We start from the raw sequence: 14,172 nt of genomic DNA, 5'->3' as shown, positions 1-14,172 counted from the left end.
CGCATGCCCTACGTCATCCTCGCGCTCGACCAGCCCGACGCACAGGCGCTGCGCGAATCGCTCAAGCCGGCGCACCTCGACTACCTGAGCGAGCGGCAGCAGCGCATGCTGGCCGGCGGCGCGGTGCTCGACGAGCACGGCCGCGCGATCGGCGCGCTGATCATCGTGGACGCCGACGACCGCGCGGACGCGGAACGCTTCATCGGCGACGATCCCTTCGCACAGGGCGGCCTGTTCGCCTCGGTGCGCGTCATGCCCTGGCGGCAGGCCTTCTTCGACCGGCGCCGCACGAAGTGAGATTCGAGAACGCGCGGCGCCTCAGCCGCCCGCAGGCCGCGCCCTGCGCTCGAACATCGGCACCGTCACGCCCTTGGCCTCGCTGCCGTCGGCCTTCCACACCAGCGTGTCGGCCGGGAACTCGTCCTTGCGCGTCATCGCATCGACCCTGGACGCGACCAGCGCCACGGCCTCCTTGACCTCGGGATTCCACGCGAAGACGCCCGCACGGCCATACCAGACCACCGGCGTGGCGGCGTCGAGGCGGCGGTCGGGGCACATCGTGATGCGGCGCTGCGCGAGCACACGCAAGGCACCGACGCCCACGGCGCGGATGCCGGGCCGGGTGCGCTCGGCGGAGTGGCCCGGACACACGAGCCCCGCCTGCTCGATCGCGTTGTCATAGACCTGGGCATCGCTTTGCGCGCGGGCCTGGACGGCGACGAGAGCGCCGAGCAGGGCGAGGCCGGAAACCGGCCATGAGAGACGGTGTTGCATGCGAATCTTCCTCCTGGTTCATTCATCGGTCGACGAACAGATCGCCGGGTGCATTCTTGCAAACACCCCGCGGGCCGCCTGTAGGCCGACGACGCACGGGCCGCGGCGCTGGCGATAATGGCCGCCCCATGATCGTCCGCCCCCGTCCCCACTGGCTGCGCATGCTGTTCGTCTGGCACGGCTCGGTGCTGTCGTCGATCGTGCCGCAGCTGTTGTGGACCACCGGCTTCGCGATCCTCGTGACCGTGCTGCATGGCCGGCTGTTCCAGTGGAAGGTGCCGCTGAACTTCGTGCCCTTCTCGCTGATCGGCCTCACGCTCGCCATCTTCCTGGGCTTTCGCAACGGCACGAGCTACGCGCGCTACTGGGAGGCGCGCACGCTCTGGGGCACGCTGCTCAACGAAACGCGCACGCTGGTGCGCCAGTTGATCACGCTGCTGCCTTCGCGCGAAGGCATCGCGCTGCCGGTCGCGCGGCTCATCGCCTTCGTGCATGCGCTGCGGCATCAGCTGCGCGGCACCGATGCCGCGGCCGACCTCGCACGCCTGCTGCCGGAAGAGGACTGCGCACGCCTGCGAACGGTGCGCTTCAAGCCCGCCGTGCTGCTGCTGATGGTCGGCGAATGGCTGCAGGCGCAGCGCCTGCAGGGCCGGCTCGCGCCCGAGCTCGCGCAGGCCATCGAGCTGCCGCTGGGCCGGCTCACCGAGGCGCTCGGCGGCTGCGAGCGCATCGCGGGCACGCCGATCCCGTTCACCTATGCGGTCATCATCCACCGCACCATCTACCTCTATTGCGTGCTGCTGCCCTTCGGGCTGGTCGATGCGATCGGCGCGATGACGCCGGTGGTGGTGGCCTTCATCGCCTATACCTTCTTCGCGCTCGAGGCGCTCGGCGCGGAGATCGAGGAGCCCTTCGGCATGGAACCCAACGACCTCGCGCTCGATGCGATGTCGCACACCATCGAGGCGAGCGTGCGCGAGATGATGGGCGAGACGCTGCCGGTGCCGAGCGCGAAGGGCACCGGGTACGTGCAGACCTAAGCGACGGGCCCTTCGCTCAATCGAGGCGGATGTTCTTGTCGCGGATCAGCTGGCGCCAGCGCACCGACTCGCGCCGGACCTCCGCCGCCATCTGCTCGGGCGTCGAGACCACGGGCTCGGCATAGGCGAGCCGGAGCTTCTCGATCAGCGCGGGATCGCGGCTCGCCCGGGTGATCTCCTCGTTCAGGCGGACGATGATCTCGCGCGGTGTCTTCGCGGGCGCCCAGAAGCCCTGGAAGCTCGCGACGTCGGCACCGGGCACGAGCTCGGCGATGTTCGGCACCTCGGGCGTCGCGGGGTTTCGCTGGCCGTAGCCCCAGACCGCCAGCGCCCGCACGCGGCCCTCCTTCATAAAAGGGATGGCATTCGCGGCCGGCTCCCAGACCAGCGGAACGGTGCCGGCCGCCACGTCGGTCAGCGCGCCGCCCTTGTAGGGCACGTGGAGCATCTCGACCTTCTCCTGCGCCAGCACCAGCTCCATGACCAGGTGCGGAAAGCCACCGAGCCCGTACGAGGCGTAGCTGTATTTGCCGGGCGCCGCGCGCGCCAGCGCCATCGCTTCCTGCAGCGTCCTGCCCGGGAAGTCCTTGGCGGTCACGAGGTACAGGCCGTTGCGCACCGTCTGCGCGACGGGCGCGAAGTCCTTGTCGACATCGAAGGGCAGCCTGGCGAAGGCGTGGGGGTTGCTCACGAAGGAATTCGAGACCGCGTAGAGCAGCGTGTAGCCGTCTGCCGGCGCCTTGGCCACCGTGTCCTGCGCGATGTTGCCGGTGGCGCCGGGCTTGTTGTCCACCACCACCGGTTGCCCGAGCGCCTTCGACAGCTTCTCGCCGTACATGCGCGCGATGACGTCCGCGGCCAGGCCGGCGGGCAGGCCGATGACGATGCGGATGGGCCGTGTCGGCCAGTTCGCCTGGGCGGCGGCCGTGACGCTCGCCAGCGCGAGCACGCCCACGACCAGCAGCCGCCGAATGGAAAGGGAATGGCTCATGTCTGTCTCCTGGGCTCTGGTGGCCGCTCAATAGCTCGGGCTGAATGCCGCGGGTTTCAGGAGCTTCGACTCCTGCGTCTCGATGAAGCGGAAGATCTTCGGCGCGTACGCCTGCCACTGCGGATCGGCCGACAGGGCGGCGCGGCGCCGGTCGCGGTCCGCGAGGTCGTCGTAGGCCCACAGGTGGACGATCTCGTTGAGCGGTCCGAACTCGGTGTGGAAGTAACCGACCATGCGGCCCAGGTGCTGGCGCTGCAGCGCCAGTCCACCCTCGTGCTCGTAGGTGTGGAGGTAGTCGCGCACGGTGCCCGCGCGCACGCGGTAGGTGCGTTGTTCGACGATCATCGGTGGTCCTTTTCTCGGGGCGTGCGTGTCCCGGCGACGCCGGCGCGAGGCCTGGCATCGCTGCAGGGACGACGCGGGTTGCGTCAGTGCGGGGCGGGGAAGTTGGTGTCGTGCTTCTCGCTGATCAGCGCGACCTTCTCGCCCGAAAAGCCGGGGCCCGCCAGCGCGGAGATTTCCCTGAAGTAGCGCTCCTGCCCGCCCGGCACGCTCCAGTCGAGCATGCGCGCCGTGGTGGTTCCGACGTTCCGGAAGCGATGGACGACGCCGCGCGGCAGATAGACGATGGTGCCGGCGCCGACCGTGCGCGTGGTGTCGCCAGCGGTCACTTCGTAGCTGCCTTCGACGATGAAGAAGCACTCTTCCTGCGTGAAGTGCAGATGGTCGGGCGGGCCCTCGCCAGGCCCGTGGCAGGCCATGATCACCGAGAGCCTGCCGCCCGTCTGTTCGCTGCCGAGCAGCACCTGCATGTCGAGGCCGAAGGGACGGATCGCCTCGGCCTCCTCGGGCGTGACGATGACCGCGCCGGTCTTCAAGGGTTCGTTCTGCATGTCATGTCTCCTGGGGAAATGAAGAGGGCTGGCCGTTCGACACGAAGGCCTCCATGGAATGCACGGGCACGCCCCGCACCAGCGGCACGCAGTCCGGCGGAAACTCCTGCCGGAAGCGGAAGCCTTCGGCCAGGGCCTGTTCGATGTAGGGCTCCAGCTGCGTCATCGCGCCCGTCTCGTAGTCGTGCAGCACGCTGAGGGTCCAGTCCTGTTCGCGTGCCTGCGCGAGCGCCGTCCGCGGCCAGCCCTCGGGGTCGTCCCAGTCGCGCGGGATCGAGTTCCAGAGCACGCAGGTGAATCGCCCCTCGCGCAGGAACGCGAGTGCCGCGCGGCTCAGCAGATGGGGCCCGAGGACGCCGCCGCCGCCGAAGGGCCGGAACAGCCTGTCGGGATGCGACAGCTCGCCGATCAGGTCCTGCGTGCGGCCGATCTCCTGCCGCGGCGCGAACGAGTCGGACGATGCGCCGAGCGGGACATCGTGCGTGTAGGTGTGGTTGCCGATCCAGTGGCCTTCCTCCCTCGCCCGGCAGGCGAGCGCACGGCCTTCCTTCGAGGCCAGGTTCTGGCCGAGCACGAAGAAGGTCGCGCGGATGCCGTGGCGCGCCAGCACGTCCAGCACGTGCGGCGTCACGGCCGAGGCCGGGCCGTTGTCGAACGTGAGCGTGATCGAGCGGCTCATCGGCCGGGCGCGCATGCGCGGTGGGGGTTCAATCTCTTGTCTCCTTCGGTATCGCGGGGAAGCTGGCGCAATGATCGGCATCGGGCTCGTTCCGCACAATATGGAAACGAAAGAAGATACTTTTTCCAGATTCGATGCAATGATCGGCCATGCCCGACTTCCTGAACCAGGCCAGCGTGCTGTCGCTGCGCTGCTTCGTGGCGGTGGTGAACGCCAACAGCTTCACGACCGCCGCGCGCCAATTGCGCATGGTGCCCTCTTCGGTCACCAAGCATCTGCAACTCCTAGAGCGCGCGACCGGCGCCGCGCTGGTTCACCGCACCACGCGGCGCATCAGCGTCACCGATGCGGGCGAGGCCTTCTACGCGCGCTGCGTGGACATCCTCGAGCAGCTCGAGGGCGCCGTGGCCGGTATCGCGGGCGAGCAGGCCGCCGGCGGCCACCTGCGCGTGACGGCACCGCCCTCCTTCGCCTCCGCGGTCGTCGCGCCGGCCCTGCCTAAATTCCTCGAGAGCCATCCCGGGGCCACCGTGGACCTGGTGGTCAACAGCAACGTGCCCGATCTCGTGCGCGAGCGGGTCGACCTCGCGCTGTTCATCGGCGAGGAGCTGCCGACCAAGCAGGCGCAGCTGGTACTGGCCCAGAGCCCGCAGGTCCTGTGCGCATCGCCCCAGTACCTGAAGTCGCACGGCACGCCGCGCTCGGTCGACGATCTCGCGCGGCATCGCTGCCTGTGCCCGCGCTTCTCGGAGGTCGCAGAGACCTGGCACCTCGATGTCAAGGGGCAGTGGCAATCGATCCGGCCGCAGGCCGTGCTGCTGTCCGACAACGGCGATGCGCTGCGCAGCGCCTGCGTGGCCGGCGCGGGCATCGGCAACTTCTACCGCTTCCATGTGGCCGAGCATCTGGCGCGCGGCACGCTCGTGGAGGTACTGCCCCGGAACCCGCTGCGCGCCAAGACGATCTACGCGGTGCTGCCCCACCGCAGCATGATCCGGCCCCTGGTGCGCAGCTTCACAGCCTTCGTGCGCGAGGCCGTCGAGCAGGCCTTGCAGGACACGCAGCCGCCGCGCAGGAAGCCTCGCTCCGCAGCCGCGCGATGAAGCCGCCCCTTCAGACCAACGCCCCGATCCTCTGCGCATCCCCCGGCGTCGTCGGGTTGTAGACCACCAGGCTGAGGTCCGGCCGCCCATCGACCGCGAACGACGAGTACTCGAAGGCCAGCGGCCCGAGCACCGGATGGCGGATGTGCTTGACCGCCTCGCCGTGCACGCCGACCACGTCGTTGTCGCGCCACATCGCGTCGAACTCGGGACTCAGCCGGCACAGCTCCTCGACCAGCGGCTGCACCAGCGCCGCGGCGCCGGCGCGGGTGGCGTCGGCGCGGAAGGCTCCGAGCGCGAAGCGCGCCACGCTCTGCCAGTCGTACTGCGCGGCACGTGCGCGCGGGTCGAGGAAGATGAAGCGCAGGATGTTGCGCTGCCCGGGCGGCAGCAGGCCGTAGTCCACCAGCATCACGCTCGAGGCGCGGTTCCATGCCACCACGTCCCAGGTCGCGGTGCGCATCAGCGCGGGACAGGGATGCAGCGCATCGAGCACGCGCTGCAGCCGCGGCGTGACGCCCTCGGGCTGGCGATAGCGCACCTCGGGCGGCCGGCCCAGGCCCAGCAGGTAGAGGTGCTCGCGCTCGATCTCGGTGAGCATCAGCGCCTGGGCGATGCGCTCGAGCACCTCGGCCGAAGGCGCGCCGCCACGGCCCTGCTCGAGCCAGGTGTACCAGGTGGCGCTGATGTGGGCGCGCTGCGCGACCTCCTCGCGGCGCAGGCCAGGCGTGCGACGACGGTCTGGCGAATAGCCGAAGACCGTTGGATCGAGCCGGGCGCGGCGATCCTTCAGGTAGTTGCCCAGGGCATTGCCGTCTGCCGGATTGCCGTTTGCCATTGCGCTCATGCTGTTAGCCGCCATACCACGATAACGTCACTACTTTACCGGGATGGCTCGCGGTCCGAGACTGGCCTCCAACCCAACCTGGAGATCTTTCCCATGCGAGTGTTCGTCACCGGCGCGACCGGTTTCATCGGCCTGCCCGTCGTCAAGGAACTGGTGGCGGCCGGCCACCAGGTGATCGGCCTGAGCCGCTCACAGGAGAAGGCGGCCGCCTTGAAGGCCGCCGGCGCCGAGGTGCTGCACGGCACCCTGGAGGACGCCGGCAGCCTGCGCGCCGGCGTGGAGCGCGCCGACGGGGTGATCCACCTGGCCTTCAACCACGACTTCTCGCGCTTCGTGCAGAACTGCGAGGACGACCGCCGGGTCATCGATGCGCTGGCCGCGGCGCTCGCGGGCTCCGAGCGGCCGCTGGTCGTGACTTCCGGCACCGGCATCGCCAACACGGTGGCGGGCCAGCCGGCGAAGGAAGACCATCCGACCGTGGGCGCCGACACGCATCCGCGCGCGGCCTCGGAGGAAGCGGCCAATACCGCCGCCAAGGCGCATGGCATGAACGTGTCGATCGTGCGGCTGCCGCAGGTGCATGACACGGCGCGCCAGGGCCTGATCAGCCCGCTGATCGAGATGTACCGCGACAAGGGCGCCTGCGCCTATGTCGGCGACGGCCTCAACCGCTGGCCCGCGGCGCATGTGCTCGACGTGGCGCGGCTCTTCAGGCTCGCTCTCGAGAAGGCCGCGCCGGGCGCGAAGTACCACGCGGTGGCCGAGGAAGGCGTGGCGATGCGCGAGATCGCCGAGGCGCTCGGGCGTCGGCTGCAACTGCCGGTCCGCTCCCTCACGGCCGACGAAGCACCGGGCTTCTTCGGCTGGCTCGCGATGTTCGCGGGGATGGACCTGCCCGCCTCGAGCGCGTGGACGCGCGAGACCCTGGGATGGCAACCGTCGGGGCCGACGCTGATCGCCGACCTGGAGCGGCTGCGGACGGCCTGAACGATCAGGCCTTGCGCAAGCCCTGCAAGGTCTGCAGCAGCACCACGCGCGTTTGCCCCAGCACCATGCCCTTCCACTCGTCGTTGTCGCAGTAGAAGGCATCGCGCAGCTGCTGGCGGATCTCTCGCCGCTGCGACTCGGTCGCTTCCGGATGGCGACGCAGCCAAGTGTCGGCGCTCAGCCGCAACAGCATGTCGTCGATGGGGATGGTGCCGAACTCGAGGCCCATGGGCGCGATGCGCGCCCGTGGGCATTCGTCGTAGGCGGCGGAAACCACCGGCCCCGACACATGCGCGGACACGGAGTCCTCGCCGAACAGCGCGAAGACGTCGGCACCCCACCAGGCGCGCGCGAGCGCGAGGTCCTCGGGCGTGTTGCGGCCCGGGTAGATCTTCTCGCCGTGGCCGTAGGGGCCCAGGCCCGTGTGCACGTCGATCCAGCCGATGTGCGTGGCCGAGGCCGCGTACTTGCGCAGGATCGACCGGATGGTCCTGTTGCTCCACGAAGGCGCGGTGCCGCCGTAGAACAGGCCGTCGGGCGAAACGTACTGGCCCTTGGTGACGGCGGCGCGGAAGGCGCGCATGCCGTGCTTGTCGATGTAGGCGGCCACGGCCGCCTCGTCGGCCGGCGTCGGCGGCCAGCTTGCGGGCAGCACCAGCGGTTCGACATCGGTGTACTCGGCATTCACCGGCAGCGGCGCGCCGAAGTCGATGTGGTTGCGGTTGAGGTCGATGTTGTCCTCGTTGGTGCGGTGCAGGTGCGAGAAGCCGTGCGGATTGACGGCATGCACCAGCAGCAGCGCCACGCCGGCCTGCTGCAGGCGCGCGAGCAGGTCCTCGTCGTGCAGGGTCGCGACCTGCGTGCCCGAGCCGCAGAAGCCTTCGGGGCCGTGCGTGCCCGAGGTCACGAGCAGCAGCTTCTTCGCGTCGATGGCGCCGAGCAGCGCGACGTCGGTCGCGAGTTCCTCGCCGAGCGCGCCGCGATGCGCTTCATTGACGAAGGACTCGATCGAAGCGCCGCGAGCGCGCGCGGCCTCGAGGAATTTGGCGCGAGCCTCGACGTAGGTGCCCGAGAAATGCCGCGTGGCGGCGCTGCTGTGATTGGAGATGGTCATGGAAAGCTTCGGAAGAGGCGATCGTTCAGGCGTGCGCACCGGCCGCGTCGATGTCGCGACCCGTATGGTCGCGCAGCCAGATCAGCCCCAGCAAGGAGACGGCGGTCATCGCGACCAGGTACCAGGCCGGCGCGAGCTTGCTGCCGGTGGCGTTGAGCAGCCAGGTGCTGATGAAGGGCGCGAAGCCGCCGAACAGCGCCACGCCCACGCTGTAGACCAGCGACATGCCGCTGGCGCGCACCGCCTTCGGGAACATCTCGGGCAACATCGTGATGCTCGGCGCGGTCTGGCCCACGAGGCCCAGGCTCAGCACGCCGAGCACGGTGAACAACACCGCCGGCGTGGGCGAGGCATTGAGCCAGAGGAAGCCCGGGTAGATCAGCAGCACGAGGAAGACACGGCTCCACAGGATCAGCGGCTTGCGCCCCACGCGGTCGGACAGCGCACCGACCAGCGGCGACACCACGAACAGGATCAGGCCCGTGATCGCCGCGCCGAACAGCGCCACCGAGGGCGCGAGCCCCAGCTCGCGCACCGCATAGGTCGGCATGTAGAAGGTGATCACGTAGGCGGCCGTGGTGCCGCCCACCATGGTGAGGATGGCCGCGAGCACCGTGCCGCCATGCTGCGTGCAGACGATCCGCAGGCTGCTCTCGCGCGGCTTCGCGCTCGCATCGGGCGCGATCTCGAGCGACTCGTGAAGGTGGCGGCGGATGTACATGCCCACCGGCGCGATCAGCATGCCGATGAAGAAGGGCACGCGCCAGCCCCAGCTTTCCATGGATTGCGGCGACAGCGTGAAGGTCAGCGTGCCCACCACCACCGCGCCGAGCATCACGCCCAGGCCCTGGCTCGCGAACTGCCAGCTCGCCATGTAGCCGCGGTTGCGCGGCGTGGCGTGCTCCACCAGCAGCGTGGTGGAAGCACCGACCTCGCCGCCGGCCGAGAAGCCCTGGATCAGCCGCGCCAGCACGATCAGCACCGGCGCCGCGACGCCGATGCTCGCGTAGGTGGGCGTGAAGGCGATCACTGCGCAGCCCAGCGCCATCAGGAAGATGGTGAGCGTCATCGCCTTCTTGCGGCCCGCGCGGTCGGCATAGGCGCCGATCACGATGCCGCCCAGCGGCCGCATGATGAAGCCGACGCCGAAGGTCGCGACCGTGAGCAGCAGCTGGCCGTAGCCGCTGAAGGTGGGAAAGAACAGCTTGCCGATCACCAGCGCGAGAAAACCGTAGACGGTGAAGTCGAAGATCTCGAGGCCGTTGCCGATGGTGGTGGCGACGATGGTCTGGCGCCGGCTGATGGCGGTATGCGCGGGGGTTGTGCTCATGGGCGTCGAGGGAGGGAAGGAATGTCAGTCGGTGCCGGTGGCGGCGATCACGGCCACCTCGACCAGCAGCGCGGGCAGCGCGAGTCGCGCACCCACGGTCGCGCGCGCCGGTGCGCACCCCGGTGGCAGCCAGTCGGTCCACACGCGGTTCATCTCGGCGAAGTCGTCGGTGTCGGCGAGCCAGATGGTCGCGCTCAGCAGCCTCGACTTGCCCGAACCTGCCTCCGCCAAGAGCGTGTCGATGCGCCGCAGGATGCGCGCCATCTGCTCGCCCACGGTCGCCGCGGGCTGCACCAGGTCCACCTGGCCGGAGAGATAGACGATGCCGCCATGCACCACGGCCTGGCTCATGCGTTCGTCGGTGTGCAGTCGCTCGATGTTCATGCCGTCTCCTTTTGCGGCGCCACGGGCGCGGCCCCGCGCACCATGTGGGCGCCGATCGACGCCACGCTGCCGGCGCCCATCAGGCACTGGCAGACCTCGAATTCCTCCTTGAGCAGGGCCAGCGCCCTGGCAACGGCCGGCTCGCCGCCCGAGGAGACCGCGTAGAGCGTGGGCCGCCCGATCTGCACGGCGGTGGCGCCGAGCGCGAGCGCGCGCGCGATGTCGCTGCCGGTGCGCACGCCGCTGTCGAGCAGCAGCGGGAGGCGGCCACCGGTCTCGCTCGCGAACTCGGGCAGGATCTCGATCGGCGCGACGGCGCCGTCGAGCTGCCGCCCGCCATGGTTGCTGATCACGATGGCATCGACGCCGAGCTGCTGCGCGCGGCGGCCCTGCGCGGGATCGAGCAGGCCCTTGACGATCAGCTTGCCGGGCCAGCGCTCGCGCACCCAGGCGATGTCGTCCCAGCCCAGCGAGGGATCGAGCTGGGCCTGCATGGTCTGCGCGATGGTGTGGGTGGCCTGCAGGCCGAGCTCGCCGGCCATCAGCTCGAGCCGTGGCGCGCCGGCTCGCAGCGAGCGCCAGGCCCAGCCGGGCCGCGCGAGCACGCTCGCGAGCTTGCGCGGGGTCCAGCGCAGCGGCAGGCTGAAGCCGTTGCGCTCGTCGCGCAGCCGCCGGCCCGCGACGGGGTTGTCCACGGTCACCTCGAGCGCCGCGAAGTCGAGGTCGCGCGCCCGGTCGATCAGGCGCGCGCTCATCGCGCGGTCGCGGAACACGTAGAGCTGGAACCAGGCGTTGCCCTGCGCCGCCTCGGCCACGGCTTCCATGGTCGCGGTGGCGGCCGTGCTCATCACGAACGGAATGCCGAAGGCGCGGGCGGCCCGCGCCAGGCAGCGGTCCGCGCCCGGCCAGGCCGCGCCCGCCAGCCCGGTGGGCCCGATGATCAGCGGCAGGGTCCACGAGCGACCGAACAGCCGCATCGCGGTGCTGCGCTGCGAGACGTCGACCGGCGCGGACCCGAGCAGCCGGATGCGGTCGAAGGCGCTGCGGTTGCCGCGCACGCTCGACTCGGAGCCCGCGCCGCCATCGATGTAGTCGAACACCATGCGCGGCAGCGCGCGCCGGGCCAGTTCGCGGAAGTCGTCGATGCAGTGCGCTTGCAGGTAGTGGGTCATGGTCGAAGGAAAATATTAAGCCGTCCAGTCGGCATATTTAATGGCGCTTTGGGCGTCGCCGAGGAAGCCGCGGCATGTTTCATGCGCCGCGCCGGCGGCGCGCGAAAGCCCGATGCGCGCAGGGTTCATCCGAGCAGCAGCGCGTCGTCGGCCACCGTCTCGCCGCGCGTGCGCTCGAACAGCTGCAGCAGGTCGGGCACGTCCATGCCGGCGCGCTGCGGCCCGCTCACGTCGAGCACGACGCGGCCCTCGTGCAGCATCAGCGTGCGCGAGCCATGGCTCAGGGCCTGCCGCATGCTGTGCGTGACCATCATCGCGGTGAGCTGCTGTTCCTCCACGATCCGCTGCGTGAGCGCGAGCACGAAGGCCGCGGTCTTCGGATCGAGCGCGGCCGTGTGCTCGTCGAGCAGCAGGATGCGCGAGGGCTTGAGCGATGCCATCAGCAGGCTCACGGCCTGCCGCTGCCCGCCCGACAGCAGGCCCATGCGGTCGTTCAACCGCTGCTCGAGCCCCAGGTCGAGGCTGCGCAGCCGGTCGCGGAACAGCTCGCGCAGTTCGCCTCGCAGCGCCGCGCGCAGTCCGCGCCGCTCGCCGCGCCGCCAGGCCAGCGCGAGGTTCTCCTCGATGGTCAGCGCCTCGCAGGTGCCGGCCATCGGGTCCTGGAACACGCGCGCCACGAGCGCGCTGCGCTGCCAGGCGCTCAGGCGCGTGACCTCCACCTCGTCGATGAAGATGCGGCCGCTGTCGACCAGCAGGTCGCCGCTGAGCGCATTAAGCAAGGTCGACTTGCCGGCGCCGTTCGAGCCGATGACGGTGACGAACTCGCCGCGCGGAATCGTCAGGTCGAGCCCGCGCAGCGCGCGGTTCTCCATCGGCGTGCCCGCATGGAAGGTCACGCGCAGGTCCAGTGCCTTCAGCATGCGCCGGCCTCCTTCTTCTTCGATGCGCCGAGGGCGCCGCGCCGCCGGGCCAGGAAGCGCTTCGAGGCCGGCATCACGAGCGCGAGCGTCACCAGCACGGCCGTGACGAGGTTGAGGTCCTGCGCCTTCAGGCCGATGAATTCGCTGTTGAGCGCCAGCGCCACCAGCATGCGGTAGAGCACCGCGCCGACGACGCAGCCGAGCGTGGCCCAGGCGATGCTGCGCATGGGCAGCAGGGTCTCGCCGATGATCACGGCCGCCAGCCCGATCACGATGGTGCCGATGCCCATCGACACGTCGGCCCCGCCCTGCGATTGCGCGAACAGCGCGCCCGCCAGCGCCACGATGCCGTTGGACAGCGCGAGCGCGAACAGCGACAGCCGGTCGGTCGACACGCCCAGCGCGCGCGCCATCCGCGCGTTGCCACCGGTGGCGCGCATGGCCAGGCCGGCCTCCGATCCGAAGTAGCGGTCGAGCGCGAACTTGACCGCCAAGGTGACGGCCAGCAGCACCAGCGCGGTGGTCCACGGCCCCGGCAGCGCCTCGAGCGGCGGCGTGTTGAACACCGTCGACGCACCCAGCAAGGGCTCATTGGGCTTGCCCATCACGCGCAGGTTGATCGAGTAGAGCGCGATCATCACGAGGATGCCCGCGAGCAGCTGCATGATCTTGAGCTTGACGTGCAGCCAGCCGGTCGTGAGGCCCGCGAGCGCGCCCGCGGCGAAGGCGGCCGCCGTCGCGGCCAGCGGATGCCAGCCGCCCACCAGCAGGGTCGCGGCCACCGCGCCGCCGAGCGGGAAGCTGCCGTCGACGGTCAGGTCGGGGAAGTTCACGACCCTGAACGAGATGAAGACGCCGAGCGCGACCAGCGCGAAGATCAGGCCCACCTCGAGCGAGCCCTGGAAAGCGATGAGGGACATCGATGCTCCGGCCGGTGCTCAGTCGATCACGCGGGTCGCGGACTTGAGCAGCGCATCGGACAGCGCCAGCCCCTGCCGCCGCGCCGCGGCCTGGTTCACGAGCAGCTCCAGCGTCGGGCTGACCTGCGATGCGATGCTGCCGGGCGACTCGCCCTTGAGCACACGCACCACCAGCTTGCCCGACTGGCGGCCGAGGTCGTGGTAGTTGGTGCCGATGCCCAGCGCCGCGCCGCGCGCCGCGAGCGAGGGGTCGGCCGCGATCAGCGGCACCCGGCCCTGGTCCGCCACCTTGGCCAGGGCCTCGAAGGCCGAGGTCACGTTGTTGTCGGTCGGCGCGTAGATCGCATCGACCTTGCCCACCAGGCTCTGGGCCGCGCTCGCCACGTCCACGGTGCGCGGCGCGGCACCTTCGAGCACGCTAAGGCCAGCCGGCTGCGCGAGCTTCTTCAGCTGCGCGATCGCGGCGACGGAGTTGGCCTCGCCGGGGTTGTAGACCACGCCGATGCGCCTGGCGGCCGGCAGCGCCTGGCGCAGCAGGGCCAGGTGCTTGTCCAGCAGCGGCAGGTCCGACACGCCCGTGACGTTGCCGCCCGTGGCCTCCCACGACTTGACCAGCTTCGCGGCGACCGGATCGGTCACGGCGCTGAACACGATGGGGATCTCGCGCGTCGCCGCGACCACGGTCTGCGCCGAGGGCGTGGACATCGCGACGATCACGTCGGGCCGGTCACCGACGAACTTGCGCGCGATCTGGGCCGCGGTCGCGGTGTTGCCTTGCGCGCTCTGGTAGTCGAGCCGCAAGTTCTTTCCGACCACGTAGCCGGCCGCGGCGAGCTCCTCGACGATGCCTTGGCGCGCCGCATCGAGCGCGGGGTGGTCGACGATGGCCGTGACGCTGACACGCGCATCGGCGGCGTGGGCCGGCAGCGCGGCGAAAGGAGCGAGGACGAGCGCGAGCAGCGCCACCCGGAAGGGGCGTTTCATCATGGGAGGATCTCCAGGGGTTGAGGGGGTCGAC

Annotated in this window: 17 protein-coding genes; 4 read left to right on the top strand and 13 right to left on the bottom strand. The window is 70.2% G+C overall.

What is annotated here, in order from left to right:
* Window positions 1-3: 3 nt before the first annotated feature.
* Complete coding sequence (locus tag AC07PU_RS21975; protein WP_495320493.1) at window positions 4-297, top strand: YciI family protein; 294 nt, start codon at window positions 4-6, stop codon at window positions 295-297.
* 21 nt (window positions 298-318) lie between these two features.
* On the opposite strand, the gene AC07PU_RS21970 is transcribed toward AC07PU_RS21975, so the two are convergent.
* A complete protein-coding gene (locus tag AC07PU_RS21970; protein ID WP_495320491.1) occupies window positions 319-774 on the bottom strand; it encodes a hypothetical protein in 456 nt (151 codons plus the stop codon).
* Window positions 775-902: 128 nt separating this feature from the next.
* On the opposite strand from AC07PU_RS21970, the gene AC07PU_RS21965 reads away from it, so the two are divergent.
* The gene (locus AC07PU_RS21965) at window positions 903-1,814 is read left to right on the top strand and encodes a bestrophin family protein (protein WP_495320489.1); all 912 of its coding nucleotides are present in this window, start codon (window positions 903-905) and stop codon (window positions 1,812-1,814) included.
* Window positions 1,815-1,830: 16 nt separating this feature from the next.
* On the opposite strand, the gene AC07PU_RS21960 is transcribed toward AC07PU_RS21965, so the two are convergent.
* The 4 genes from AC07PU_RS21960 to AC07PU_RS21945 all read right to left on the bottom strand — a co-directional run bounded on the left by AC07PU_RS21960 (window position 1,831) and on the right by AC07PU_RS21945 (window position 4,377).
* Window positions 1,831-2,805, bottom strand: a complete 975-nt coding sequence (locus AC07PU_RS21960) for a Bug family tripartite tricarboxylate transporter substrate binding protein (RefSeq protein WP_495320487.1) — start codon at window positions 2,803-2,805, stop codon at window positions 1,831-1,833.
* Between the two features lie 27 nt (window positions 2,806-2,832).
* On the bottom strand, window positions 2,833-3,150 hold the full coding sequence (locus AC07PU_RS21955; protein ID WP_093353100.1) for an NIPSNAP family protein: 318 nt from the start codon (window positions 3,148-3,150) through the stop codon (window positions 2,833-2,835).
* 83 nt (window positions 3,151-3,233) lie between these two features.
* Window positions 3,234-3,698, bottom strand: coding sequence for a cupin domain-containing protein (locus tag AC07PU_RS21950; protein WP_495320484.1), 465 nt, complete (start codon window positions 3,696-3,698; stop codon window positions 3,234-3,236).
* A 1-nt stretch (window position 3,699) separates the two neighbouring features.
* Entirely contained in the window at window positions 3,700-4,377 is a 678-nt protein-coding gene (locus tag AC07PU_RS21945) for a polysaccharide deacetylase family protein (protein ID WP_495320482.1), read from the bottom strand.
* Window positions 4,378-4,526: 149 nt separating this feature from the next.
* Here AC07PU_RS21945 and AC07PU_RS21940 point away from each other — a divergent pair, with 149 nt between their 5' ends.
* Window positions 4,527-5,480, top strand: a complete 954-nt coding sequence (locus AC07PU_RS21940) for a LysR family transcriptional regulator (RefSeq protein ID WP_495320480.1) — start codon at window positions 4,527-4,529, stop codon at window positions 5,478-5,480.
* A 10-nt stretch (window positions 5,481-5,490) separates the two neighbouring features.
* Here AC07PU_RS21940 and AC07PU_RS21935 read toward each other — a convergent pair whose 3' ends face one another.
* Window positions 5,491-6,327, bottom strand: a complete 837-nt coding sequence (locus tag AC07PU_RS21935) for a helix-turn-helix transcriptional regulator (RefSeq protein ID WP_495320478.1) — start codon at window positions 6,325-6,327, stop codon at window positions 5,491-5,493.
* Between the two features lie 93 nt (window positions 6,328-6,420).
* Between AC07PU_RS21935 and AC07PU_RS21930 the strand changes: the two genes are divergently transcribed.
* Window positions 6,421-7,314: an SDR family oxidoreductase gene (locus AC07PU_RS21930; RefSeq protein WP_495320476.1), complete on the top strand. Its 894-nt coding sequence runs from the start codon at window positions 6,421-6,423 to the stop codon at window positions 7,312-7,314.
* A 4-nt stretch (window positions 7,315-7,318) separates the two neighbouring features.
* Here the strand turns inward: AC07PU_RS21930 and AC07PU_RS21925 are convergent, their stop codons facing one another.
* The 7 genes from AC07PU_RS21925 to AC07PU_RS21895 all read right to left on the bottom strand — a co-directional run bounded on the left by AC07PU_RS21925 (window position 7,319) and on the right by AC07PU_RS21895 (window position 14,138).
* Window positions 7,319-8,428, bottom strand: a complete 1,110-nt coding sequence (locus tag AC07PU_RS21925) for a M14 family metallopeptidase (RefSeq protein ID WP_495320474.1) — start codon at window positions 8,426-8,428, stop codon at window positions 7,319-7,321.
* Window positions 8,429-8,453: 25 nt separating this feature from the next.
* On the bottom strand, window positions 8,454-9,758 hold the full coding sequence (locus AC07PU_RS21920; protein WP_495320472.1) for an MFS transporter: 1,305 nt from the start codon (window positions 9,756-9,758) through the stop codon (window positions 8,454-8,456).
* Window positions 9,759-9,782: 24 nt separating this feature from the next.
* A complete protein-coding gene (locus tag AC07PU_RS21915; protein ID WP_495320470.1) occupies window positions 9,783-10,142 on the bottom strand; it encodes a RidA family protein in 360 nt (119 codons plus the stop codon).
* Complete coding sequence (locus AC07PU_RS21910) at window positions 10,139-11,314, bottom strand: alpha-hydroxy acid oxidase (protein WP_495320468.1); 1,176 nt, start codon at window positions 11,312-11,314, stop codon at window positions 10,139-10,141. Before AC07PU_RS21910 ends, AC07PU_RS21915 begins: the two co-directional genes overlap by 4 nt.
* A 125-nt stretch (window positions 11,315-11,439) precedes the next feature.
* Window positions 11,440-12,234: an ABC transporter ATP-binding protein gene (locus AC07PU_RS21905; protein ID WP_203207860.1), complete on the bottom strand. Its 795-nt coding sequence runs from the start codon at window positions 12,232-12,234 to the stop codon at window positions 11,440-11,442.
* The gene (locus AC07PU_RS21900; protein ID WP_495320465.1) at window positions 12,228-13,154 is read right to left on the bottom strand and encodes an ABC transporter permease; all 927 of its coding nucleotides are present in this window, start codon (window positions 13,152-13,154) and stop codon (window positions 12,228-12,230) included. Before AC07PU_RS21900 ends, AC07PU_RS21905 begins: the two co-directional genes overlap by 7 nt.
* An 18-nt stretch (window positions 13,155-13,172) precedes the next feature.
* On the bottom strand, window positions 13,173-14,138 hold the full coding sequence (locus tag AC07PU_RS21895; RefSeq protein ID WP_495320630.1) for an ABC transporter substrate-binding protein: 966 nt from the start codon (window positions 14,136-14,138) through the stop codon (window positions 13,173-13,175).
* Window positions 14,139-14,172: the final 34 nt, after the last annotated feature.

The organism is Variovorax sp. GW821-FHT10D07, assembly GCF_059415325.1.
The sequence above is the reverse complement of the archived record's forward strand: the minus strand, read 5'-3'. Positions and strand labels throughout refer to the sequence as shown.

Bases quoted from the DNA above. Each gene is read 5' to 3' on its own strand.
- AC07PU_RS21975 (WP_495320493.1), top strand. From the start codon at position 4: ATGCCCTACGTCATCCTCGCGCTCGACCAGCCCGACGCACAGGCGCTG.
- AC07PU_RS21970 (WP_495320491.1), bottom strand. From the start codon at position 774: ATGCAACACCGTCTCTCATGGCCGGTTTCCGGCCTCGCCCTGCTCGGC.
- AC07PU_RS21965 (WP_495320489.1), top strand. From the start codon at position 903: ATGATCGTCCGCCCCCGTCCCCACTGGCTGCGCATGCTGTTCGTCTGG.
- AC07PU_RS21960 (WP_495320487.1), bottom strand. From the start codon at position 2,805: ATGAGCCATTCCCTTTCCATTCGGCGGCTGCTGGTCGTGGGCGTGCTC.
- AC07PU_RS21955 (WP_093353100.1), bottom strand. From the start codon at position 3,150: ATGATCGTCGAACAACGCACCTACCGCGTGCGCGCGGGCACCGTGCGC.
- AC07PU_RS21950 (WP_495320484.1), bottom strand. From the start codon at position 3,698: ATGCAGAACGAACCCTTGAAGACCGGCGCGGTCATCGTCACGCCCGAG.
- AC07PU_RS21945 (WP_495320482.1), bottom strand. From the start codon at position 4,377: ATGAGCCGCTCGATCACGCTCACGTTCGACAACGGCCCGGCCTCGGCC.
- AC07PU_RS21940 (WP_495320480.1), top strand. From the start codon at position 4,527: ATGCCCGACTTCCTGAACCAGGCCAGCGTGCTGTCGCTGCGCTGCTTC.
- AC07PU_RS21935 (WP_495320478.1), bottom strand. From the start codon at position 6,327: ATGAGCGCAATGGCAAACGGCAATCCGGCAGACGGCAATGCCCTGGGC.
- AC07PU_RS21930 (WP_495320476.1), top strand. From the start codon at position 6,421: ATGCGAGTGTTCGTCACCGGCGCGACCGGTTTCATCGGCCTGCCCGTC.
- AC07PU_RS21925 (WP_495320474.1), bottom strand. From the start codon at position 8,428: ATGACCATCTCCAATCACAGCAGCGCCGCCACGCGGCATTTCTCGGGC.
- AC07PU_RS21920 (WP_495320472.1), bottom strand. From the start codon at position 9,758: ATGAGCACAACCCCCGCGCATACCGCCATCAGCCGGCGCCAGACCATC.
- AC07PU_RS21915 (WP_495320470.1), bottom strand. From the start codon at position 10,142: ATGAACATCGAGCGACTGCACACCGACGAACGCATGAGCCAGGCCGTG.
- AC07PU_RS21910 (WP_495320468.1), bottom strand. From the start codon at position 11,314: ATGACCCACTACCTGCAAGCGCACTGCATCGACGACTTCCGCGAACTG.
- AC07PU_RS21905 (WP_203207860.1), bottom strand. From the start codon at position 12,234: ATGCTGAAGGCACTGGACCTGCGCGTGACCTTCCATGCGGGCACGCCG.
- AC07PU_RS21900 (WP_495320465.1), bottom strand. From the start codon at position 13,154: ATGTCCCTCATCGCTTTCCAGGGCTCGCTCGAGGTGGGCCTGATCTTC.
- AC07PU_RS21895 (WP_495320630.1), bottom strand. From the start codon at position 14,138: ATGAAACGCCCCTTCCGGGTGGCGCTGCTCGCGCTCGTCCTCGCTCCT.